This is a genomic window from Dinghuibacter sp., assembly GCF_035492835.1.
Taxonomy (GTDB): Bacteria; Bacteroidota; Bacteroidia; order Chitinophagales; family Chitinophagaceae; genus Dinghuibacter.
This window is the reverse complement of the sequence record NZ_DATJIY010000051.1, coordinates 12282-36065: the sequence shown is the minus strand read 5'-3', so window position 1 is coordinate 36065 and position 23784 is coordinate 12282. Positions and strand designations below refer to the sequence as shown.

General features: G+C 59.1%; 17 protein-coding genes. 7 read left to right on the top strand and 10 right to left on the bottom strand.

The features are described 5' to 3' along the window. A partial coding sequence (locus tag VL547_RS04830; RefSeq protein ID WP_325575781.1) for an ABC transporter ATP-binding protein occupies positions 1 to 687 on the bottom strand: 687 nt, incomplete at its 3' end. A 64-nt stretch (positions 688 to 751) separates the two neighbouring features. Between VL547_RS04830 and VL547_RS04825 the strand changes: the two genes are divergently transcribed. Further along, a complete protein-coding gene (locus VL547_RS04825) occupies positions 752 to 2020 on the top strand; it encodes a Na+/H+ antiporter (RefSeq protein ID WP_325575779.1) in 1269 nt (422 codons plus the stop codon). Positions 2021 to 2103: 83 nt separating this feature from the next. Next, positions 2104 to 4968, top strand: a complete 2865-nt coding sequence (locus VL547_RS04820; RefSeq protein ID WP_325575777.1) for a TonB-dependent receptor — start codon at positions 2104 to 2106, stop codon at positions 4966 to 4968. A gap of 31 nt (positions 4969 to 4999) precedes the next feature. Here VL547_RS04820 and VL547_RS04815 read toward each other — a convergent pair whose 3' ends face one another. Continuing rightward, complete coding sequence (locus VL547_RS04815) at positions 5000 to 8323, bottom strand: ATP-binding protein (protein WP_325575775.1); 3324 nt, start codon at positions 8321 to 8323, stop codon at positions 5000 to 5002. Between the two features lie 61 nt (positions 8324 to 8384). Between VL547_RS04815 and xth the strand changes: the two genes are divergently transcribed. Next, the gene (gene xth, locus VL547_RS04810; RefSeq protein ID WP_325575773.1) at positions 8385 to 9155 is read left to right on the top strand and encodes an exodeoxyribonuclease III; all 771 of its coding nucleotides are present in this window, start codon (positions 8385 to 8387) and stop codon (positions 9153 to 9155) included. On the opposite strand, the gene VL547_RS04805 is transcribed toward xth, so the two are convergent. Next, complete coding sequence (locus tag VL547_RS04805) at positions 9147 to 9704, bottom strand: pentapeptide repeat-containing protein (protein ID WP_325575770.1); 558 nt, start codon at positions 9702 to 9704, stop codon at positions 9147 to 9149. The two genes, xth and VL547_RS04805, sit on opposite strands and share 9 nt — an antisense overlap. A 17-nt stretch (positions 9705 to 9721) precedes the next feature. Between VL547_RS04805 and VL547_RS04800 the strand changes: the two genes are divergently transcribed. Together VL547_RS04800 and VL547_RS04795 are read left to right on the top strand one after the other, a co-directional pair. After that, complete coding sequence (locus VL547_RS04800) at positions 9722 to 10705, top strand: zinc-dependent alcohol dehydrogenase family protein (RefSeq protein WP_325575768.1); 984 nt, start codon at positions 9722 to 9724, stop codon at positions 10703 to 10705. Between the two features lie 35 nt (positions 10706 to 10740). Then, positions 10741 to 12750: a glycoside hydrolase family 65 protein gene (locus tag VL547_RS04795; protein WP_325575766.1), complete on the top strand. Its 2010-nt coding sequence runs from the start codon at positions 10741 to 10743 to the stop codon at positions 12748 to 12750. Here the strand turns inward: VL547_RS04795 and VL547_RS04790 are convergent. Further along, positions 12731 to 14422, bottom strand: a complete 1692-nt coding sequence (locus tag VL547_RS04790; RefSeq protein ID WP_325575764.1) for an alpha-L-arabinofuranosidase C-terminal domain-containing protein — start codon at positions 14420 to 14422, stop codon at positions 12731 to 12733. The two genes, VL547_RS04795 and VL547_RS04790, sit on opposite strands and share 20 nt — an antisense overlap. Positions 14423 to 14575: 153 nt before the next feature. Between VL547_RS04790 and VL547_RS04785 the strand changes: the two genes are divergently transcribed. Further along, positions 14576 to 15424, top strand: coding sequence for an AraC family transcriptional regulator (locus tag VL547_RS04785; protein ID WP_325575762.1), 849 nt, complete (start codon positions 14576 to 14578; stop codon positions 15422 to 15424). Here VL547_RS04785 and VL547_RS04780 read toward each other — a convergent pair. The 3 genes from VL547_RS04780 to VL547_RS04770 form a co-directional block, all read right to left on the bottom strand. After that, positions 15402 to 16220, bottom strand: a complete 819-nt coding sequence (locus VL547_RS04780; RefSeq protein ID WP_325575760.1) for a helix-turn-helix domain-containing protein — start codon at positions 16218 to 16220, stop codon at positions 15402 to 15404. The two genes, VL547_RS04785 and VL547_RS04780, sit on opposite strands and share 23 nt — an antisense overlap. Continuing rightward, complete coding sequence (locus VL547_RS04775; protein WP_325575758.1) at positions 16217 to 17176, bottom strand: amidohydrolase family protein; 960 nt, start codon at positions 17174 to 17176, stop codon at positions 16217 to 16219. The genes VL547_RS04780 and VL547_RS04775 overlap by 4 nt, the downstream gene beginning before the upstream one ends. A gap of 61 nt (positions 17177 to 17237) precedes the next feature. Further along, complete coding sequence (locus VL547_RS04770) at positions 17238 to 19187, bottom strand: glycoside hydrolase family 97 protein (RefSeq protein WP_325575756.1); 1950 nt, start codon at positions 19185 to 19187, stop codon at positions 17238 to 17240. A gap of 131 nt (positions 19188 to 19318) precedes the next feature. Between VL547_RS04770 and VL547_RS04765 the strand changes: the two genes are divergently transcribed. Continuing rightward, positions 19319 to 20317 (top strand): virulence protein RhuM/Fic/DOC family protein, encoded by a 999-nt coding sequence (locus VL547_RS04765; RefSeq protein ID WP_325575754.1) that lies wholly within the window; start codon positions 19319 to 19321, stop codon positions 20315 to 20317. A gap of 20 nt (positions 20318 to 20337) precedes the next feature. On the opposite strand, the gene VL547_RS04760 is transcribed toward VL547_RS04765, so the two are convergent. From VL547_RS04760 to nagA, 3 genes are read right to left on the bottom strand one after another with little or no spacing between them, the layout of a single operon-like run. Then, the gene (locus tag VL547_RS04760) at positions 20338 to 21843 is read right to left on the bottom strand and encodes a family 20 glycosylhydrolase (protein ID WP_325575752.1); all 1506 of its coding nucleotides are present in this window, start codon (positions 21841 to 21843) and stop codon (positions 20338 to 20340) included. Continuing rightward, positions 21840 to 22568 (bottom strand): 6-phosphogluconolactonase, encoded by a 729-nt coding sequence (locus VL547_RS04755; RefSeq protein ID WP_325575750.1) that lies wholly within the window; start codon positions 22566 to 22568, stop codon positions 21840 to 21842. Before VL547_RS04755 ends, VL547_RS04760 begins: the two co-directional genes overlap by 4 nt. Continuing rightward, complete coding sequence (gene nagA, locus VL547_RS04750; protein WP_325575748.1) at positions 22561 to 23739, bottom strand: N-acetylglucosamine-6-phosphate deacetylase; 1179 nt, start codon at positions 23737 to 23739, stop codon at positions 22561 to 22563. The genes VL547_RS04755 and nagA overlap by 8 nt, the downstream gene beginning before the upstream one ends. Between the last annotated feature and the right edge of the window lie 45 nt (positions 23740 to 23784).

Genomic DNA, 23784 nt, shown 5'->3' with positions numbered 1-23784 from the left:
ACCGGCGACGTATGTATCGACCGGCTTCCGGTATACGTCGACGGGGGTGGCGGTTTGAACGATGTCGCCTGCGCGCATCACCTTGATCTCGTCCGCCCACGGGAGCGTGTCCATGGGGTCGTGGGACACCATAAGCACCGTGAGGCCCAATTGCTCGCCGATGTCGCGGATCACCGCTTTGAGGACGCCCCTATGGATCAGGTCGAGGTTGGAGAAGGGTTCGTCCAGCAACAGCAGGCGCGGAGCGCCCACTAGGAGGCGGGCCAGGGCGATGCGTTGTTTTTCTCCGCCTGAGACCTGGTTGGTCCGACGCTGTAAAAAAGGAGTGATCCGGCAAACTTCGTAAATACGCCCGGCTTCCGCCTCCGACAGCTGAATGTTCATGCTCAGCAACTCCTCTACCCGGTAATTGTTACGAAGCTCGAAGTGTTGCGACAGGTACGCAATACCCGGGTGCCCGGCGATCAATTGCTCTTCGGGTCCCCGGACGCGCTTGTCCTGAAAACGAACGCGGCCCCCGGTCGGCTGGGTAAAGCCCGCGATGATCTTTAATAAGGTGCTTTTCCCGGAGCCCGATTCGCCTACGATGGCCAGGCGGCTGTGTTCGGGTTGGGTAAAGGTGATGCCTTTGAGCACTTCGGCGTCGCCTTCGGATTTACGGATATCCGTTACCGTCAAAAATTCCATGGGGGCAAAGATACGCGAGCGAGGCGCTTTTGGCCAAACGAGCCAAAATAGCTATGTTTAAGCGATGCAGAATTACAGCTTCATCCTCTTGATCCTGGGCGTGATGATCGGGCTTTCCGCGCTCGCGCAAAAAGCGCGGGTACCCATGCCCGTGATATTGATAACGGCGGGGATCGTGCTCGGGTTCATTCCTTCGGTGCCGAAGGCGCAGCTGGAGCCGGACGTGATATTCCTGCTGTTCCTGCCGCCGTTGCTTTTCGACGCGGCGTTCAATATCGAGGCCAAAGAATTCAGGGAGAATGTCAATACCATCGGCGCGCTGGCCATCTCATTGGTGTTCTTTACGACGGCGGGCATCGCGGTCGTGGCGCACTATATGATACCGGGGATGACGTGGCCGTTATCCTTCGTGCTGGGGGCGATCCTGTCGGCGACGGATGCGGTGTCAGCGCTGAGCATCACCAAGGGCCTTGGGCTGCCGCACCGGACGACGACCATCCTGGAGGGCGAAAGCCTGATCAACGACGCTTCATCGCTGGTTGCCTACAATTTTGCGGTGGGGGCGGTGACGGGGCTGGCATTCGTTTGGTGGCGGGCGGGTTTGAACTTCCTGCTGGTGGCGGGCGGCGGCGTGCTGGTGGGACTGGTCATGGCCAGGGTGCTGGAAGTGATCCTCAAACGGGTCAGGAATAACTACTCCGTTACCGTGAGCTTTATGTTGCTTACGCCCTTTATTACTTATGTCGTGGCGGAAGCCGTGCACGTATCCTGCATCATCGCGGTCGTCTACCTGGGGTTGCTCATCGCGCGTTTTGGCCACCAGGAGCTGCCGGGGAACCTTAAAGAGCAGGCGCGGTCCTTTTGGGAGATCATCGTGTTCCTCCTCAACGGTCTCATCTTTGTCCTGATCGGCTTACAATGCCCCTATGTGATGACGCAGATCACCCCGTCGCAAATCCTGCCCTACCTCGGCTACGCCGCGGTCATTACGATCGTCGCGCTGGCGCTCAGGATGTCGCGCGTTTTCCTGCAACAAGTCAACCTGGACAGGGCCTTTCGCAACCCCCATCCCCGTTCCAGACGCAAGGTCAGCGAAGGCGCGTTGCTCGACACCAAGACAAGTTTGATCATCGGCTGGTCGGGTATGCGCGGGATCGTTTCGCTCGCGATCGCCATCGGGCTGCCGTATACGCTCGACAACGGCCGGCCATTCCCCGAGCGCGGGGCGATCATATTCCTCTCCGTGGCGGTCGTGCTATTCACCATTTTCGGACAGGGGCTTTCGCTGCCATGGCTGATCCGGAAGCTCACCGGGCGGAAGTCCGCCGATTAAGAGGGGCCATTCACCTAGTAACCGATCCGGACAGTTAAACGACGGGCTAACTTAGTAGTCTGTTTAACCCTTATTATTTGTTTATGAGAAAGCAACTGGTCCTGGCGGCGCTGGCGAGCGCCTTTTTTACCCTCCACGCCTTCTCCCAGGGGAAAGTCAGGGGGTCGGTCAGGGGCGCCGTGGCCGACACAGCCGGCAAGCAAACCATGGAGGATGCAACCGTATCCCTTACCCCTTCGGAAGATACCACAGACGTACAGTTCGTGATCACCGACAAGCACGGGGCCTTCTCCTTCCACAACCTCAACCCCGGCAAATACCGGCTCCTGATCACCTTCGAGGGTTACATGCATGTGGCGCGGACCTTTACCGTCGGCAATACGAACAAAGACATCGACTACGGGACCTTATATATGCAGCGGATTACGGACAAGCTGCCGGACCTGGTGATCCAAAGCCCGCCCATGACGATCAAGAAGGACACCGTGGAATACAACGCCGACATGTTCGCCGTCAAACCCAACGCCGTGGCGGAAGACCAGCTCAAAAAGCTACCGGGCGTCCAGGTCGACGCCAGCGGCAACATCACGGCGCAAGGGGAAAAGGTGCAGCGCGTCATGGTCAACGGGAAACGTTTTTTTGGCGATGACCCGAAGCTGGCTACCCGCAACCTCCCGCCGGACATGATCGAAAAATACCAGGTCTTCGACGACCTCGACGATCAAAGCAAGTTCACCGGGATCGACGACGGCAACCGGATCAAGACCATCAATATCGTGACGAAGAAGGACCGGCGGAGGGGGTATTTCGGCCGCGCGATCGCGGGGGTGGGCACCGACGAAACCTACAACGAAAGCATCAATTTCCACCGATTCAACAACGACCAGCAGATTTCGATACTGGGCGAAGGCAACGACATCAACAAACAGAATTTCACCGTCCAGGACATCCTTGGCTCCTCGGGGAGCCGCCGGGGAAGCGGGGGCGGACCATCCGCGGCCACGAACCAAAGCGGGTCGGGTATCACGACGGTATGGGCCGGGGGCATTAACTACCGGGACAGCTGGACGCCAAAGATAGACGCCACGGGCAGCTATTTTTACAACTTCAACCACGTCTCCACCGCCGGCCAGAGCCTGACACAACGGTTCTTCGACCCAACGGACGACACGTCCAATATCACCAACGCGTCTTCATCCGCGATTTCCCGGACGACCAACCAGCGCGCCAACTTCAACCTGGAGGACCATATCGATTCGGCGGACGACCTGGTCTTCAGGCCAAACGTCGCCTTTCAGACGACAAACCCCAATTCCAATTCGACGTCCTCCACCGTGGACCAGAATGGGAACCCCGTCAACAACTCGGTCACCAGCGCACACGGTACCACCAGCGGGTTCAACATCAACGGGTCCAACCTGACCATACGGCATAAATTCGGGAAACCGCGGCGTACGCTGACCCTCGACATGACGGGAACGGTCAACGACAACCAGGGTACCGGCTATTACACCGCCAACAACCACTTCTACGCGCTGGACTCGATCCAGAACCTGAACCAGTTCTATAACGACACCCTCCGGTCGGTCACGCTCAGCCCTACCCTCTTGTATACCGAACCGGTTACCCGAACGTCGGTGATCGAGCTCGACTACAACCATACCTATACCCAAAACAAGGCGACCAACAACACCTATGACTACGACAGCGCCGCAAAGGGATACGCCAGCTTCGACAGCCTTTTTTCCAACTCCTATAAATTCCTGTCCAACTCGGACCGGCTCAGCCTGAACTACCGTATCTCCAAACCCCGATATGTGCTGAGCCTCGGTGGCGGGATGCAATACCTCCGATTCAACAGCCTCAATACAACCAAGGACATAGACGTGGCGCACAACTATATCAACCTTACACCCACGATCAATTTCTCGTATTCGTTTTCAAGCTACCAACGCCTCCGGTTCTACTACACGGGACGAACGGGGACGCCTTCGGCTTCGCAGCTCCAACCGCTGACTACGACGAGCAACGATATCAGCTATACGGTGGGAAACCCCAACCTAAAACCGCAGTTCACCCACAGCATACGGGCGCTCTATTCGTCCTTCAACCCCTCCAACCAGAACGTACTTTTTGCCACGGTCAACGCCAGCACCACCGTCAACGACATCCAAAGCGAAGTAGTGCCCAACGAAAAGGGCGGTCAGACATCGACCTATGTCAACCTGAACGGGACATATAACGTAGCAGGGTATTTCGACTACGGGTTTTCGCTCAAACGCCCCAAGTCGAACCTGAATTTCATCACCAACGTCAACTACGGCCAAAACCAGACGCTGGTGGACTCATCCGCCAAGGGAGGGACCTTCCAGCACGATTGGTCACGCACCACGGGTCTCTCCGAGGGGCTCACCTGGACGACCAACATCAAGAAGAACTTCGACATGAACCTGAGCGCGACGTCCACATATAACATCCTGCGCAACAGCTTGAAACCGACAGCGGACTTCGACTACTTCACAGAAAGCGTCGACGCTGAGGTCACCGCCTATACCAACAGCGGCTGGCTGATCGCCACCACATTCACCTACAACTACACCAACAACCATACGCCGGGCTACAACGCCAGCATACCGCTGATCAGCCCCAGCATCGCCAAGGAGCTGTTTAAGAAGAAGAACGGGGAAATCCGCCTGAGCATGTTCGACCTGCTCCACGAAAACACGGCCGTGAGCAAGTCGGTCTCGCTCAACCAGGTGTCGGAATCCAGGACGTCGACGCTGACCCAGTATGTGATGCTGACGTTCACCTACAACCTCAACAACTTCCCGGGGGGCCGGCAAAGGAATGGGCGTATGCCGGGTGTGTTCCCGCGTGGCGGTGGGGGCGGCCGCGGCGGCGGAGGCGGTTTTGGCGGCGGTGGCGGAGGCGGCCGCAGGGGCGGTTAACATTGGCGGCCGGGACGGCGCCGCGGAGCGGCTAGGTCGCGGGCAGCGTGATGATGAACCGGGCCCCCGCACCCTCTTCGCCTTCCGCGCGGATACTCCCGCCGTGGCGCTCCACGATCTTCCGGCACAGCGCCAGACCGAGCCCCGTACCTTCGTACGCGTCCTTCGAATTCAACCGGGAGAATGTCTTGAATATTTCCGAGGCGTAGGCTTGATTGAAGCCAATACCGTTGTCGCTCAAATTGATCGTTATCACGTCCGTTTTTTGCGCTTCGATGCGGATGCGGGGCGGTACGCCGTCCCTGGAGAACTTCAGCGCATTCGAGATCAGGTTGTAAAAAAGCTGGTAGATCAAAAAGGGCGTCCCGTCGAAGACCGGCAATGCCCCGTATTCGATCACGGCCTTCTTATCGGTAATGCTCACTTCCAGGTCGGCTTCGATATTCCCCAATACCTGTCGCAGGTCGACGGGCTTTACCGACAATTCGGCGCCTTCCAGGGACGAGTACAACAGGACGCCTTCGATCATCGCGGACATCCGCGCCGCGGCGGCGTCCATGCGGTTGAGGTAGAACAACGCCCGTTCCGGTAAGGCCTCCCGGAATTCCTCCCGCAGCCTGCCGCCAAAAACCAGCATCTTACGCACAGGTTCCTTCAGGTCGTGGCTGGCGACGTGCGCAAACTGCTGGAGGTCTTCGTTGGAGCGCTGCAGCTCCGCGGTCCGTTCACGGACGAGGGTTTCCAGCCGGCCGGCCAGGTCGCGGTATCGCTCTTCGCTGGCCTTGATGGCATTCCTGGCCAGTACCTGCTCGCTTACGTCGTAGGCGATACCCAGGAGTCCGATGATGTTGCCCAGCTCGTCGCGCCGGGGCTCGAAGGCAAAACGCGCATAGAGCGTTTCCAGGCGGCCGCCTTTCAAAAGCTGGACTGGAGTTTCGGGTGACATGTACCCTATCCCCGTCCGGTAAACGTGATCCGCTATGGCGTCAAAGCCCTGTTGTTTGGCTTCCGGGAGCAGGTCCCAGAGCGGCGTGCCCTGGGCGTCCTCGCGCTTCCGCCCCCAATAGCGAAGCATCGTGTCGTTGACCAGGTCGATCACCAACGAACGCCCCCCGTACACGGCGATCCCGACGGGCGTTTGCATGAACAACCGGTGCAGGTCACGCTCGGCCGCCTGGCGGGCGCGGGCGATGCGGATCGAGGCTTCCGCCTTTGCGAGCAGCTCCTTCCCGGAAAACGGCTTTACCAGGTAATCGTCTGCCCCGGACAGGAAGCCCTCCAGCCGGGCCTCTTCCCCTGCCCTGGCCGAAAGGAATACAAACGGGATGTTCCGGGTATCGTGGTCGCGGCGGGTTCGCTCCAGGAAGGCAAAACCGTCCACCCGTGGCATCATGATGTCGCTTAGGATCAGGTCGGGCTTTTCCCTTGCTACCGCTTCGTAACCCTCTTCCCCGTTGGTCGCCAGGATTACCCGGAAACGTCCCTGGAGTAAGCGGTAGATATAGTCCCGCATGTCGGCGTTGTCATCTACCACCACCACCAGTGGCAACGCTGCGGAGGTGTGTCCGTCCACGCGGTTCCCTGTGGCTATCCATTTCCCCGCCTCCTCCGTAAAGGCGGAGACCCTGCGGGTGTGCTGAAGACTTCCGCCCTCCCGGTTCGCCGCTCCGGTCTGGGGTATGAAAACGGTAAAGACGGAGCCCTTGCCGGGTATGCTCGTCACCCATATGTCCCCCTGGTGGAGCCTGATCAGCTCCCGGACGAGGGACAAGCCGATCCCGGTACCTTCCTGTGTCCTTCCCTGGATGTTCTCCACCCGGTGAAAGCGTTCGAATATTTTTCCGTGCTCAGACTCCGGGATGCCGATGCCGGTATCCGCCACCGATAGCTCCACGCCACCCGTTTTTGGCGCGAGCCGGACCTCCACCCTACCCTCCCGGGTGTACTTGAAGGCATTGGACAACAGGTTCAGGAGGATATTTTCCCACATGTCCACGTCGACCGCCACCTTATCCGGGAGCGGCGGACATTCCACGACGTATTCCAGCTGGGCCTTTTTCATGATCGGCTCGAAGGAAGAAGCTATATGCCGGGTAAGCTCCGCCAGGTCCACGCGCTCCATATCCACCTGCATCCGCTTGGCCTCGATCCGTGAAAAATCCAGGAGACTGTTGACCAGTTTTTGCAACCGCAAGGCGTTACGGTGGGCGATATCCAGCCGTTCTTTATTGGCGGGTGTGGTGCCGGCGTCGTGCAACGCGTCTTCGACGGGGCCCAGCAGGAGCGTCAGCGGCGTCCGGAACTCGTGGCTGATGTTGGAGAAAAAGATGGTCTTGGCCCTGTCGATTTCCGCCAGGGCCTCGGACCGTTTCCGTTCCTTTTCGTAGGCCAGCACATCATTGACCTCGACGGTCACCTGGTCGATAACCAGCTTGGCGAAGTTGATGAACGACTCGTCCTGCCGCCGGTGTGGGTTGAGCCCCGCGACCAGCATGGCCCGGGGGCATTCCTCCCCGGAAGGGGTGATGGGGGCGTACATCAGCTGTTCCGATTCGACTTCCCAGGGTCCCATCGGTATGCTGCCGGGGAATCGGTTGGGCATCAATATTACCTCCCTGGCCCAATAGGCATCCGACAGATCCCCCGGCGCCCCGAGGTCCGGCGTTTCGGGGAAAACGCCCGCGCCATCGCCGGCCACCAGCCGGGCTTCGGTACCCTCGATGCTATATACGATCACATACGGGAAGTCCCGGTCGTTCTTTTGCATGGTCGCGCGGGTGGACCGCAGGACCTCGTCAAGGCCGATGTTTTTCGTGTCGATGCTGCCCAGCAGCCGGAGCGTCTGCAGCTGTCGTTCCGCCAGGATGCGGGCGGTGTCGTCGGTATTGGCACAGATCATACCCGCGGTTCCGCCGTGGTCGCCCGGTATGGGTGTATAAGAAAACGTATAATAGGTCTCCTCCGGGTAGCCGTTGCGCTCCATCAACAACAGTTGAGACTCCACATAGGTCCCTTCGTCCCCCTGCATCGTTTGCCCGAGCATGGGGCCGATCTCGTGCCAGATTTCCTTCCATACCGCCGACGCGGGCTGGCCCAGCGCCCATGGGTGCTTTCCCGCGAGGATCGCCCGGTAGGGGTCGTTGTAGAGCTTGATCAGATCCTTGCCCCAGCCGATCCAGATCGGCTGTCGGGAGGTCAGCATGATACGCACGCAGGTCCTCAGGCTCTGGGGCCATTCGTTGAATGATCCCAGGGGCGTATTGGACCACTCAAAATCGCGGATCATTTTCCCCATTTCTCCACCGCCCGTGAGGTAGTCGGGCGTGGAACGTTCTTGCTGGACGATAAGATTCACGAGTGTTTATGGGTATTTTCGCTGGTGTGAGGTCAACAATTATACCTTATTTTCGTCCAATATGAAAATTGCCACCTATAATGTAAACGGCATTAACAGCCGTCTGCCGGTGCTCCTCCGCTGGCTGGAGCAAACGCGCCCGGACGTCGTTTGTATGCAGGAGCTCAAGGCGCCCCAGGAGAAGATACCCGAGCAGGCGATAGCCGACGCGGGATACCACGCCATCTGGCACGGGCAAAAGAGCTGGAACGGGGTCTCGATCCTGGCCAGGAGCGGGAAACCGGCGGAGATTTGCCGGGCGCTCCCGGGCGACCCGGAGGATGAGCACAGCCGGTATATAGAGGCCGACGTGGATGGGATCACGGTGGGCTGTCTGTACCTGCCCAACGGCAACCCCGCCCCCGGACCCAAATTCGATTATAAGCTGAAGTGGTTCGAGCGGTTCACCACCCACGCGGCCTCCCTGATGGCCTCGGGCAAACCGGTGGTGCTGACCGGGGACTATAATGTCATGCCCACCGAGCTGGACGTCTATAAACCCGAAAGCTGGGTGGACGACGCCCTCTTCCGCCCTGAAACCCGGGCGGCGTTCCAGAAGCTCGTGGCGCAGGGATGGACGGACGCGATCCGGAAGCTGCATCCCGATGAAAAGATCTATACCTTCTGGGATTATTTCCGCAATGCGTTTGGCCGGAACGCCGGGCTGCGCATCGACCACTTCCTCCTCAGCCCGTCGGTCGCGCCCCGTCTGAAGGCGGGCGGCGTGGACAAGGACGTGCGCGGTTGGGAAAAGTCGAGCGACCACGCGCCGGTGTGGATCGAGCTACGCTGACAGCTCTATATCGAATGCCGTCAGCAGACCGGCTACGCCCGGCCAGGAGAACCTGGCTTTTTTGACACGGTTACGCGTAGGGTCGATGGTATAATGAGTCGCGGTGCGGAGGTCAGCCTTTTCGAGCAGGGTGTTCTCGAAGTGGGCATCCCGGAGGTCGCAGTCGTCAAAGATGGCGCCGGTCAGGTCCGCGTCGGTAAAATCCACCTCGCGCAGCCGTGACTGACCGGCATAAAAAAAGTGGTTCTTTATCTTGTAAAAAGAGGAATTGTCCAGAACGCAATCCGTAAAGGACAGGGACATGCCAAAGGCGCTGCAGGTATCGAACCGGAGACCCAGCATCTTGCAACCTTTGAAGTGCACTTCCTGTAAAGAGGTGTTGGCAAGACCGGCAAGGCTTAGGTTGCAGTCCGTGAAACGGCAATTGATGAACCTGCTGCCCGCGAGGCTTGCGCCCGAAAAGTCGCAGTGATTAAACCGGCAGTCTTCGTATTCGCCCAGGGATAGGGCGGTCAGCCGGTCGAACGATTGCTCGTAAAACTCCTCCATGGCATAAAAATACGGTTATGAGAGCACTTGTACTCGAGGCATACAACACGCCGCACCGACTGAGCGATATATCCAAACCGAACCCGGGTAAGGGCGAGGTATTGGTGCGCATCCACGCCAGCGGTATCAATCCGCTGGACCTGAAGATAAAGTCGGGACAGGCGGCCCATGCCCGAAACCGGCTTCCCTCCATCCAGGGGCTCGACCTCTCGGGCGTGGTGGAAGCGGTCGGCGATGGCGTGGGCGCTTTCAAACCCGGCGACGAGGTCTATGGCATGACCGGCGGTATCGCCGGCATCCCGGGCTCGCTGGCCGAGTACGCCGCGGTAGACGCGGACCTGCTGTCGATAAAACCGGCGAACCTGAGCTTCCGGGAGTCCGCTGCGCTGCCCCTTTCGCTGATCACCGCCTGGGAAGGCCTGGTCGACCGGGCGAACGTTCGGGAGGGCCTGACCGTCCTCGTCCACGGGGGCGCGGGGGGCGTGGGGCACGTGGCCGTACAGCTGGCCAGGGCCAAGGGGGCGACGGTATACGCCACCGTATCCTCCAGGCATTTCGGGCTCCTGGAGTCCTATGGCGCCGTGCCCATCGACTATGCGGCGACGTCCCCGGACGCCTATACGAGCCTGTACACCGGCGGCCAGGGCTTCGACGTCGTCTACGACACCCTCGGGGGCGCGACCCTCGACACCTCCTTTACCATCGTCAGGCGTTACACCGGGCACGTGGTCAGCATCCTGGGCTGGGGCAGCCACAGCCTGGCGCCTCTTTCGTTCCGCGGCGCCACTTATTCGGGGGTATTCACGTTGTATCCCCTGATCTCGGGCGAAGGCCGGGCGCGCCACGGGGAAATCCTGCGACAGGCCGCGGGCTTGATCGAATCGGGGGCGATCCGGCCGCTGATGGATGGGAAGAGGTATACTTTGGAGACGGTGGGAGAGGCGTATGATGCCATGGAAAATCGCCGCGCGGAAGGCCGGGTGGTCGTCGAGATAGGTTGAATTGGCTCGCCGCCGTTTTTTAAAGACTAAACACTATGCGTCACCGCACCTTGCTGCTATGTCTCTTTGTTTCGCTGGGGGCGAGGGCCCAATGGACCATTACCGCTACCAGCCGCGACAACTACGACGCCCCGGCCCTGGCCAACGGGATGATCGGGATACTGCCGTCGGCCGTGCCCTTTCGCTGTCAGAAGGTCCTCCTGAACGGGGTATATGACCGGTATGGGACCTGGGGTGATAAGATCGCCAATATCGTACAGGGGATCAATTTTTTCAACCTCGGCGTCCTGGTCGATGGCGACTCGGTGAAGGACGGAGCGGACTGGTCGCAGGTTTTGAATATGAAGGAGGCCAGCCTCACCACGCACTTCGTGTACGCGGGGAAGCTGGACGTTACTTATACTTTATACGCCCTGCGGCAGCTGCCGTATAACGGGCTGATGACGGTGCGGTTCCAGGCGCTGAAGGACGCGGACGTCTCGGTGGCCAGCGTCTTTACCGGGTCGGCGTCGGCCAGGATCGTGCGCACCGGTTTTTCCATGATAGAAAAAATCCCCCTGGCGTGGGCCACGGCGGTATCCCCGACGGGGAAGGTGCAGCTTGCGGCGGCGTCCGGTTTTTCCTTTGCCGCCGATGAGCCTGCGGTTGGACCTGGGACGGATAGCAATGGGTGCAAATTTTCGGTGAGGCTGCGGGCGGGGCAGACGTTTTCATTTGCCGTGCACGCAGCTACCTGCTCGTCGGTGCACTTCCCGGACCCTTATAACGAATCCAAACGATTGATGCTGGCGTCGCGACTGCAGAACGTGGACTTGCTGGTAATGCGTCATCACGAGGCCTGGGGGCGGCTTTGGGAAAGCGACATCCAGCTGGAGGGCGACCCGCAGGCGCAGCGGGACATCCGTTACGCCTTGTTCAACCTATATTCCTTCGTGCGTGAAGGCACGGCCTATGGCCTGTCGCCGATGGGGCTGTCGGGCACGGGCTACAACGGTCACGTGTTCTGGGATTGCGAGACATGGATGTTCCCCGTGTTGCTCGTAATGCACCCCGACATCGCCCGCTCCCTGCTCGAATACCGGGTGCGACGCCTGGGCGCCGCGCGGCAGAACGCGCTCAGCAACGGCTACCAGGGCGCGATGTTCCCCTGGGAATCGGCCGACGACGGCACCGAAGAAACCCCGGTATGGGCGCTCACGGGCCCCTTCGAGCAACACATCAGCTCGGACATCGGTATGGCGTGCTGGAACTACTACCGGGTGACGCACGACCTCGCGTGGCTGCGTGAAAAAGGCTACCCGGTCATCAGGGGCGTGGCCGACTTCTGGTTGAGCCGGGTAGAAAAAAATGCCAAAGGCGAATATGACATCAACAACGTCGTTTGCGCGGACGAGTATGCGGAGAACGTGGACAACAACGCCTTTACGAACGGGGGCGCCATCGTCGTGCTCCGCGCCGCCGCCAGCGCCGCCCGGGCCCTGGGTGAAAGGCCCGATCCTCATTGGGAGACCGTGGCCGCGCATATCCCTATCCGTTATTTCGCGGACAGCGTGGTGCGCGAGCACGACACCTATACCGGCGTGACGATAAAACAAGCGGATGCCAACCTCCTGTTCTATCCCCTGGGCCTGTTGACATCCCCCCGGCTGGCGCGGCTCAACCTCGATTACTACGAGCCCCGCGTGGACAAGAAGGACGGCCCCGCGATGACGTACGGCATCTTCTCCATCATCCGCTCCCGGCTGGGCGAACCCGAAAGGGCGCTGGCGTATTTCAACCAGGCCTACAAACCCAACCTGCGGCCTCCCTTTGGCGTGATGGCGGAGACGCCCACGGAGAACAACCCTTATTTCGCCACGGGCGCGGGCGGGATGCTGCAGGCTGTGTTGTATGGCTTTGCCGGGCTGGATATCTCCGATAAAGGCGTCGTTCAATTGCCCACCCGCTTGCCCACCGCGTGGAAGCGCCTGACCGTTACGGTCGAGGGAAAGCGGTTTAGTGTATCGGCGTTACCTTCCAGGCGCCCTATTCTTCCAGGCGAATGATCGTGTAGGAGCGTCCCGGGAACACGCGTGGCAAGCCCCTCGAATAGATAGGGGTGTCGCCCTGTAGTGTTGTAACGGTGGTTTTGCCGGCGCGAAAATGTTGTATATCGATGGCCGCTGTAACAGGCGTCGTGCTTGTATTGACAACGTGGATCACCAGGGTGCGGCCATCCCGGCTGCGCGTGGCCGTGACGTCCATGCCGCTGTCGGTGCTGTCGGCGACCAGGAGCGGCTCGTGGTTCGCGGAGGCCATCTGCTGCGCGTAAAAGGGCGGCATGCCCCAGACGTGGGAGGGGGTGAAGAATATCTGGCCCTGGTCCCAGCCATTGTCGTTCTGACCCAGCGGCTGGAGGGCGTTGGCGGCGCAGGAGGTGAGGACGAAGTCACCATGGCGTCTTACGGCGTTGAGGGTGGTGGCGTGGCCGAGGGCGCGTGCGAGGTCGTGGTGGCCGCCGTTTTCTTCAAAAATGACGCACTTCAGGGTTGTCTTTGGGTTCCATTCGCGGAACAACCGTTGCATATCCGTTAGGTCCTTGTCTACTTTTTCACCGGCCTTCGGGTCGTCGGCGTCGGTGTGGAGGTCCCAGTAGGCGGCTTTGCCATCGATGGCGTGGAATACGCGTTCCATATTCGGGGAGGCGGGGCGCCACCAGGCGGCGCAGATTATTTTTATGTTTGGATTCTTCCTGTGAATCGCATCGGATAGAAGGTTGAAGCGTTCTGCATAGTGGTCGTAGTCTTTGGCGATGTCGCCCCATATCACTTCTTCGTTGCCGATTTCGATATAGTGGATGTCGTATTGCCTCAACGAGTCGACCATGCTGGCGATGTCGTCGGGGTCGTCCTCATCGTTGATGGCGAAGGCGGGCTCGAAACCCGCGGCCCTGCAGAACCGGACGAATTCGGTGATGCCAAAGCCGTTGGAAGAATAAGGGTACCAGTGTCCATTGTAAGGCGGCCGTTTGTCGCTGGGCCCGGTCATGTTTTTCCAGCGGTAGTCGGGGGCGTTCACCATCGAACCCCCGTAGCGGAGGAATCGGAGGCCCTCCTGTTGCATTTTTTCGGCGATGTCGCGTCTTAGGGGAAGTCCCTTGAAACGGTCGGGGGTCATCAGACAAGCCTGGTCGATCCAGACGCGGCCCCTTTTGAGGTATATCGCCAGACGGGCTTTCGGGTTGGTGGCGCGGGCGGTGATGGCGAATTCGTATCGCTTCCAGGATGGCGTGAGGTCCGTTATCGTAGCGGAACCGTAGGTCGTACGACCGTCTTCGAGGCGGATCGTTACGGGACCGTCGCCTTTGAGGTAGACGTACCCTTTATAGATTTTTCCTTTTATCACCGCGATGCCCCAGCGGTTCAAACCGCGATTGGCGATACCGGCGGGGCCGGTCATAGCCTGGGACTGGCGGCCGGTAAAGGCGGTCGTAGTGTCCACGAGGCACTGGCCGTTGATCGGGTCCCAGGCGCCGCTGACGTCCTTCCCGGGCTCTTCGAAGCTCTCGCCGTACAACAGCTGGCCGTACAGGCCCCCATATATTTCGTGGTTGACGTCTTCGATACAGGAGCCGTAGAGCGTCGCGGGGATCGTCCCACGGATGTCGGTGGCGTCCACGATAATCTTGGGGCGCTGTGCGCCGGCGAGCGCGAGGAGGAGCATCAATCGGTATAACATGGCGCCTAAACTAAGTGTATCACTCGTTTCTGCCGCGGTATTTATCAAAAAAGTACCAGAAGTGGGCAAAATCGTTCGCCACCGCCGGCTGGCCTTCGACCGGGGGCCGTCGCTGCGGGTTAGACGCTTTCGGCGGAATTTGTAAATTGGTCCATGCGCATTTTCCAGGAAAAGATCATCCCGCCGGATAACTTGCTGGTCGTCAAGAAAGAGACGTTCAAGTACAATGACTTTCCCTTGCACAGCCACCCGGAATTCGAATTGATCCTGATCATGGAAAGCGCCGGTCAGCGGATCGTCGGCGACAGTATAACCGAATACTATGGCATGGACCTGTGTCTTTTCGGGGCCGACCTCCCGCATACGTTTTACACCCAGGAAGCCGTCACGCAGGTTGTCGTGCAATTTCACGCCAGCTTTCTGGGGCCGGGTTTCTTTGACAAAAAACCGTTTCAGAAAATAAAACAACTCCTCGACCGCGCCGCCCGCGGGGTCTGTTTTACCGGTCTTACCCGGGAACGGCTGGCGGATCGTATCGCCGGCCTGCCGGACCAGCCACCGGCCGAGGCGGTCATCGAGATGCTGCAGGTACTGCACCGCCTATCGGTTTCGGAAGATTTTTTCCTGTTGTCGAGCCCCGGCTTTTCCCACCGGGCGCCCGTCGACGAATCCCCCAGGATGAGCCAGGTGTACCAATACATCCTGCAGAATTTCAAGGCCGACCTTACCCTCGACGACGTCGCCGCCGTCGCCTGTCTTTCCCCGTCGGCGTTTTGCCGTTATTTTAAAAAATTCACGCGCAAAACCCTCTCCGGGTTCCTCACCGACCTGCGCATCGGCCACGCCTGCCGCCTCCTCCAGGAAGGGCGGCTGGGTATTGCCCAGGTCAGCACCGAGGCAGGTTTTAATAACCTATCGTATTTCAACCGGAAATTCAAAGCGGTCAAGGGCGAAACACCCATGGAATACCAGCGCCATTTTACTTTCGGTAAACAGCTCTGAACGCCTGGGCGGACATCCCGGCGGCGCCGCGGAAAAAGCGGGAAAAATAGGCCGCGTCCTCGTAGCCCAGTTCCGCGGCCACCTCCTTAACCGAAAGATCGCTATGGTACAGCAGCCGTTTGGCCTCCACCAGTATCTCCTGTTTGATCCAGTGGCTGACGGGCAGACCGGTGACGGTTCGTATGGCTTCGTTCAGGTAGGACGGGGTGATGTGGAGCAGCCTGGCGTAGGCGGCGGGTGTTTTTAGCGTGCGGATGTTGTCGGTCATTTGTCGTTTGAATTGCCGGGATATCTCGACGGCGCGGCTCCGTGTCTTCGGGTTTTCGCCTTCCTCGTCGAACGCTTCGGCCGCTATCGCCAGGAAAGACCTGACCAGGGCATGGAGCACCCGCACCGACGTGCGGCCTTCCATGAGGCGCATCAGCTGGTTGCATTCGCTGCGCACCGCTACCGGTTGCTGCAGGGTCAGACGGCCTTCGAATACGCTCCTTTCTTCCGGTGGCACGAGGAAACGGTCCACGGCCAGGAACCACCCTTCGGCGTCGCGGGCCCTGATATGTTCGTGGACCTGGCCGGGCAGGACATAGTATAGCTGGCCCGCGCTTATTTTTATATCGTTGAGGTCGACGGACAGATACCCTTCGCCCTGGAGGAGATACAAGAAGATATAGTGATCGTCGCGGTGAACACCGAGCGCTTTGGCCTTCTCGTCAAAAGTCTCGGAGGGCAATAGCCGCTTGACCTGCATACCCAGGTTGGTCTTTTCCTGAAGGTGGTCGAGCGGTATTTTTTTCATTTTTCCAAATGTAGCAGTTTATCGGCGTTGGCATGGGCGATCTTTCTTTTCTGGTCGTCCGGGAGCGGGAGGTTGTTCAGGAAATCGACGCCCGTTTTCAGATCGCTGAACGGGTAGTCGATGGAAAAAAGGATGTTGTCCACGCCCATCGTGTCCAGCGTCAGCTGCAATGGCGGGAAGGTAAAGAAGCCGCTGGTCGTGATGTAGAGCTGCTCCCGGAAGGTTTGTTTCAGGCTCCTTTGTCGTTGGGGCGCGCGGTCGTTGGCGAACGCGCGGTTGGAGCGTTCGAGCATCATGGGCAGCATTTCGCCCATGTGACCGATGATCACCTTCAGACCGGGATGGCGGTCGAATATGCCGGCGACGTATAGCCGTAGCACCTGCACCGCGGTCTCTGCGTGCCAGCCCCAGCCGTAGCACGCCAGCGCCTGGTCTATACCGGGGTTGTCCGGCAGGCCGCCGTAGTAGATTTTTGCGACGTCGGGGTGCGGGATGCCGGGGTGTATGTATACAGGCACCTGCAGTTCTTCCGCTTTTGCCAGCAGCGGCTCATAGTCGGGATGATCCAGGAACTTATCCCCGGTCATTCCCCGGATCATCGCGCCCTTGAAGCCGTACTTTTTTACCACGCGCTCCAGCTCTCCGGCGGTGGCGGCCGGCGCTGTCATAGGCAGGTGGGCGAAGGCGGCAAACCGGTCCCCGTGACCGGCTATCTTTTCCGCTACCAGGTCGTTGTACTCCTTTGCAAAGGCGGGGCTTTGGTCGGGGCCCAACAGCTGCGCGCCCAGGCTGTCCACGGATAATACCTGCAGGGTGACGCCCTGCTCATCCATGGCTTTCAGCCGGTCGCCGGTGATGTCCGCGAGCTCGGGCTTTTGAAAGCTCATAGCCCCTTTGGGCAGACGGGCGGTCATCTCGGGGAGGGAGATGTGTTCTTCGAGGGTGACTATTCTCATGGGGCAAAGTTCCTTTCCCGCCCGTTGGGGAAGAAGGGCAAAATCGGGGTTTATGGCGGCGTTATCGCGGTTTTATGCGGATCGCCTGTCCGCCGCCGGAGGCCAGGTGGAGGGTCAGGACGTCGCCTGGTTGTACATATTGTGTTGTTTGCACGAGGGTGTTCGGGTTTTCTCCTTTCGCATCGGCGTATATCTCCGCTTCGTATCCGCCGGGTTGCAGGAAGTCGAGCCTGATGCTGATGGTACGCTCCGTCGAATTGTTGATCGCGCCTACATACCAGTCATTCCCTTTGCGGCGCGCGATACAGACGTACTGACTTACTTTGGCGGCGGGCACTTTCGTCTCATCCCAGCTGACGGGGACCTCGCGGATAAAGTCAAAACCCGGCTGGCCCAGATAGGCGTCGGGATAGTCGCAGACCATGCCCTGCTCGTTTTCCAGCACCACGTACATGGCGAGCATATGGCAACGCGTACCCAGGACCAGCGGGCGGGTATATTGGGCTTTGTATTGTTTGTCCGTGGCCGCACGGAAACCACCCAGGTGGTAGTCGGCGGGGCCCGCCAGCAACCGGGTGAACGGGATGCTGATGTCGTCGTCGGGGGTGATGGGGTCGTCCCATTTGTCGTTTTCGTAGTTCAACGTCCCCTCCCGGGTAAACTCGTTGGGATAGGTCCGGTTGAGCCCCGTCGGCTTGTAGGCTCCGTGGAACTGGATTTCCAGGTGGTGCGCCGCCGCCTTTTGGAGGATTTCGGTTTGGATGTTCACCATCTCCTGGTCGTCCCGGTTCATAAAGTCCACCATCATCCCTTTTATCCCCCATTGCTCGAACTGCGCAAAAGCCTTGTCCAGCTGGGCATACAGGGCCTGCCAGTGGACCCATACGCGGATACCGACGCCTTTGCTTTTCGCATAGTCACAGATCTGCTGCATGTCCAACCCGGGCACCGGGCGGGTGACGTCCGGGTGCGTATCCGGGTCCGGCGCATAGCCCGTCGCGTCGTTGGTATACCAGGCTCGGTTGGCGTACCCGATGACCGTATGATACTCCAGCCCCTGGCTGGCGCAAAAGTCGATGTAGTATTTGTTGAAGTCGAAATTGATCCCCGGGGCGAAGGTCGTGTCCGGGGAAATGTCGCCGTTCCACCAGTGGAAGTCGGTTTTGCCGGGCCTGATCCAGCTCGTATCTTTTATCCGGTTGGGCTCGTTGAGGCTGGTGATGATGTTGGACCCGATCAGCGCGCCCGGGTGGTCGGAGATGAGCAGGACCCGCCAGGGGCTTTGGTGCGGGAGGGTGGCCCTGACTTTTATAGCGGTGTCTCCTTTCGCGGGTTCCCCGGGGAGCGGGGTGAGCTGGCTCTCCAGGATGCCGTTGTGTTTTATGAGGGACATGCCGGCGTAGTCCGTCAGGGCGGCCTCGGTGATCGCCAGGTAGGCGCTGTCGCCGTATTGGAAGGTTACCGGCAGCTGGATCAGGGTGTCCTCCTTTATGTCGCTTACCTTTTCGGTGTGGTACCGCTGCTCGAATGAAGAGCCGTAGCCCGGGAGGAAGGAGACCAGGGCCGTTGGGTCGCCGCTCAGCCGGAATTCCGTTCTTTCGTCGGTCATCTCATACTTTGTCCAGCCTTTTTGTTCCGGCATGACATAGCGGAAGGCGAGACCGTCGTTGAAGGCTCTGACCTCGAGGTTTATGGTGTGGGCGCTTGTCAACGGGAGGGTTAGTTGGTTGTATTGGTCGTGGACCTTGCCGGTTTTGCCGACGACGAGGGTGTAATCGTCGGTTCCGGTGGTGTAGGTTGGCCGGCCGGGTTTAGTTGTTTTATCTACCAGCAAGCTCTGGTCCTTGAAATAAAGGTTCAGTTTTGAGGCGTCGACCAGGGGTTTTCCCTTATAGGTAACCGTGTACCCGGTTTGGGGGCTGAAGGTGAAAACGATCTTTCCGTCGGGAGAGGCCAGACGGAGGGGCTTTGGGGCGGGGAGGAGGGCGGCAAGGAGCAGCAAGCGTATCATAGGAAGGGAATTTAGGGTAAATTGAACTATTAAGCTTTTCCAAATAGTTCGTTTTTGGGTCCAGCCGAGTAAGAATCCAACTATTTGTTTTTTTCAAATAGTTCAAATATATTGATTATCAATTATTTAATATGAGCGACGGGAAAGGGGAAATCGTCATATACCAAATGCCGGACGGCCAGGCACAGCTGGAAGTAAAAATGGAAGGAGAAAGCCTCTGGCTCTCCCAAAAAATGATGGCTGAATTGTTTGACAAGGACATAGCCACCGTCAACATCCACATTAATAATATTTATAATGAAGGAGAACTCGGTGAGGAGTCAACCACCGAGGTCTTTTCGGTAGTTCAACAGGAGGGTAACCGCAAAGTCAACCGGAAGACAAAATTCTATAACCTCGACGTCATCCTGTCTGTCGGCTACAGAGTCAGTTCCAAACGGGGGACGGCATTTCGTATATGGGCTAACAAGGTACTGAAGGACCACCTGGTCAAAGGCTATAGCCTCAATGAGAAAAAACTGAAAGAAAAAACCGAGCAATTCGAAGAACTGAAAGAAACGGTAAAATTCCTTGGGCAACTGGTCGAAAACAATCCATTGATTTCGGACGAGGCACGGGGCCTTTTCAATGTTGTCACCGACTATGCCTACGCACTCGACATCCTCGACAAGTACGACCACCAGGTCCTGGAGATCGAGGGCACTTCTACCCGGGGTCTTTTTACCATCACTTATCCCTCCGCGATGGAGGCGATCCGGGGGCTGAAGGACAAATTCGGCGGAAGCGCGCTGTTCGGGAACGAGAAGGACGAATCCTTCCGCGGGTCGCTGGCGGCCATCTACCAGACCTTCGACGGGCACGAGCTGTACCCGAGCGTCGAGGAAAAGGCGGCCAACCTGTTGTACTTCGTTATCAAAAACCACTCGTTTTCCGACGGGAATAAACGGATCGCGGCCTTCCTGTTTGTCTGGTTCCTGGAGAAGAACCACCTCCTCTATCGTCCGAACGGCACCAAAAAGATCGGCGACAACGCGCTCGTAGCGCTGACGCTGATGATCGCGGAAAGCAAGCCGGAGGAGAAGGAGATGATGACGAGGGTGGTCGTTAGTTTGATCAATACGCGGAACTAATTTTCAGGTCTTGCCTATTGCTACCGTGACCGGCTCAGCCGCTCGTACAGCTGGTCGACGCGTTCGTTGCGCAGGCGGTTTTCCTCGTCCAGGGCGGAGGGGTAGAGGAGGTCGCGGTTTAGCCGGATAAATTCCTGGTCCAGGCGGGGCTGCTCCTTTCGGAGGGCGTCAAGATGGGTGATGGCGTCCGTTACCGCGATCGTTCCGTCGTTCAGGGAGGTTTGGATAACCATGAATTCGAGGTAGAAGACGCGGATGTCCGCCATCAGGCGGTAGTGGGCGAATTCGTCGGTGTTGGCCGCGGGGTTTAGGGCGTGCAGGATATGGGCGGCGGCGCGGGCGCTGTCCAGCAAGGCCCGGGCATTGGAGGCCTGGGCCTTATACGGGGCGGTGAAAAGCGCCTGTTGCAGCAGGCCGGCGTCGCGGCTGTCGAGGCCATACCGGTCGTGTGCGTATCGGGCGATAAAACGGGTGACGTCGAGCGGCTGCGGGTCGGCTACCGCTTGCTCAAAAGCCTGTATGAGCATGTCGAACCCGCCGACGGGATAGACATGGCGGATTGCGGAGAGCTCCAGCAGCGCGTTCTCGGAGTCGTATACCGACGAATAGGCGCCGGAGGTCGACCAGCTGGTCATGACGATGCCTTTGTATCCCACCGACCGGCAAAAGGGGATGAAGTCGCGGATGTTGTCGAAGTGCTTTTGCCAGCAGGTGAGGTAGTAGTTGTCGGGGTCACTCCGGATGGCGGGGGCGCCCCATATCTCGTAGCCGCTGCCGACGAGCTTCAGATGGTTGCCGAACCGGTCGGCGGGCCAGCCGTAGTTCCAGTCGATGAAGACGGTCTGGCGGGGAAGGAGGTGGATGTACTCCGGGTACTTCAACGCTATATCCGCCCAGAGTACGGGGCGTTTGCCCAGCCCGACGACGATGTCACACAGCATCTTGATGTGGTCGAAATAGAGCCGGCTGAGGCCGGCTTCGGCCGCGCGTTTCTTACATTTTTCGCAATGGCCCAGCAGATAGGTTTCGTCTCCGCCGATATGGATGTAGGGACCGGGATGCGTGGACGCAAGGTCGGTATAGAGCCGGGTAAATAATGCCCGGTTGCCTTCCGTTTCGCTCGGGCAAACCTGGGAAAGGTCCTTTTCATCCTCGCGGAGCGCCTTGTACTTGTCGTGCCGGAGGATGTATTCGACGTGTCCAAAGCTTTGCTGGAGGGGGACGACGGTAATTCCCAGCGACCGGCAAAACTGGACGAAACCGGCGATCTCGTCCCGCGTATAGGCATAACGGTTGGCGATCAGGGGGTCCTGCCGGTAGGGATAGGTGCCCTCCCACTCTACGATCAGGGTATTGATGCCGTTATGGCTCAACTGTTCGGCAAACTGCCGGAGCGCCGGCATCTTCATGACCTGGATACGCAGGTCGAGGTGGAAGCCGCGGATGGCGAAGGGCTCCGCCGTGTCAGCGGCAGCGGCCATCAAAGCCAGCGCCATATACCCCACCGCCAAAAGGAAAGTCTTCATATGCTGTCGTTGTCTACGAAAAGGATCGCGTCCGGGTGCGTGCGCAGTATCGTCGAGGGTACGTTTTCGGATATGGGCGCGTGTAATGTGTCGGCAACCGCCCGCCGCTTCCGGATGCCCGGCACGACACAGGAAATAAACCGGGCCTGTACCAACGCGGGGATGGTCAGGGTGATCGCCATCTCCGGCACGTCGTCGAGGCGTGCAAAACAACCGTCGTTCACCTGTTGCTGCCGGCAGACGTCGTCCAGCGACACGATCTTTACCCATGCCGGGTCGCGAAAATCGGCCACCGGGGGATCGTTGAAGGCGATGTGCGCGTTTTCTCCAATGCCCATGCATACCAGGTCGGGGGGATGGGACCGCAACAACGCGGCATAACGCGCGCACTCGGCTCCCGGGTCCAGGGCCTGGGAATCGATATAAAAGACAGACCTGAAGGCCGCCTTGTCAAAGAGCTTGCCTTTCAGGAAGTTTCCAAACAGCTGGGGCGCGGCGGATGCGAGACCGACGTATTCATCCATATGGAAACCGTTGATCCGGGGCCAGTCGATCGAGCCGTCGGTTGTAAGCGCCGCCAGGAAGTCGTTTTGCGAAGGCGCCGCGGCGAAAATGACGTTGGCGGTGGGCTGCCCTGACAATACCTCGCGTAACCACGCGGCTACCTGCGCGGCGGCGGCGGCGCCCATGGCTTCACGGGTTTCGCTTTTTACTATGTTAAGCATTCGCGTCGTAGATTATGCGTCCGCCGATGATGGTATATCGGATGTCGATGTTTTCGTCAAAAATCACCAGGTCGGCGTCGCTGCCCGGTCGTATACGTCCCTTGTCTACCCCCATGATCTCCGCCGGGGTCGCGGTGATCATCCGAACGGCGTCCATGAGGGGAATCCCGGCTTCCTGTATAACGGTCCTGACCAACCGGTCGGCAGTGGCGACGCTTCCGGCAAAAGCGCTGCGATCCGGTAACCAGGCGACGCCGTCGGCGACCACGACTTTTGTACCGTCGTCCCGCCGGCCCAGCACCGTTTCACCGGGAGGTAAACCCGCACCCCGCATCGCATCCGTGACCAGCGCGGTCCGCCGCGGCCCCTTGATTTTATAGACCAGCCGTAGCAAGGGCGGCGGAACGTGAATGCCGTCGGCGATCACTTCGACCGTCATATCGTCGATCAGGTATCCGCTCTCGATAACCCCGGCGTAACGATAACCATTCCGCCGCATGATCCCGCTCATGGCGGAGTAGAAATGGGTCATATGGGTGTATCCCGACTCGAAGGCCTTTACTACCTCTTCGTAGGTCGCATCCGTGTGGGCGATGGACGGGATGATCCCCTTGCCTTTTAGCAACCGGCCCAATTCCAGCGCGCCCGGCATCTCCGGGGCGATACTCCACCGGACGATCTTATCCGAGTGTTCGAGGATGGCGCGGTATTCCTTTTCATCCGGCGGTTTTATATACCGGGGGTCCTGCGCTCCTTTTTGGGTCATCGCGAAATAGGGGCCTTCGATGTGGACGCCGAGGAATTGCGCACCGTCCCTGTTTAGCGGCGCGGCGCGGTTGTATGTCGTCAGGGTGTCCAGCAGCGCTTGTTGTCCCGAGCTGAGGGTGGTCGGCGTCATCGCCGTGGTGCCGTGACGCGCGTGGAAGCGGGCGATCCCGAGAAAACCCTCCACGTCGTTGTCCATAAAGTCGTGCCCCGCGCCACCGTGGACGTGGAGGTCGATAAAACCAGGGGACACGTAGCAGCCCCGGGCGTCGATCGTTGCGCCATCCACCCGGCCCTGTGTTACCGCCTTTATCCTGCCATCCACGACAATGACGGAGCCGTTGTCGATGAGCTCGTCGGGGGTGATGATCCGGGCGTTGACTATGGTTTGGCGGCGATCGTCCATGGGCTATCAAATCTACGTCGTCTTTTTAATTTTCAAATTCCGATA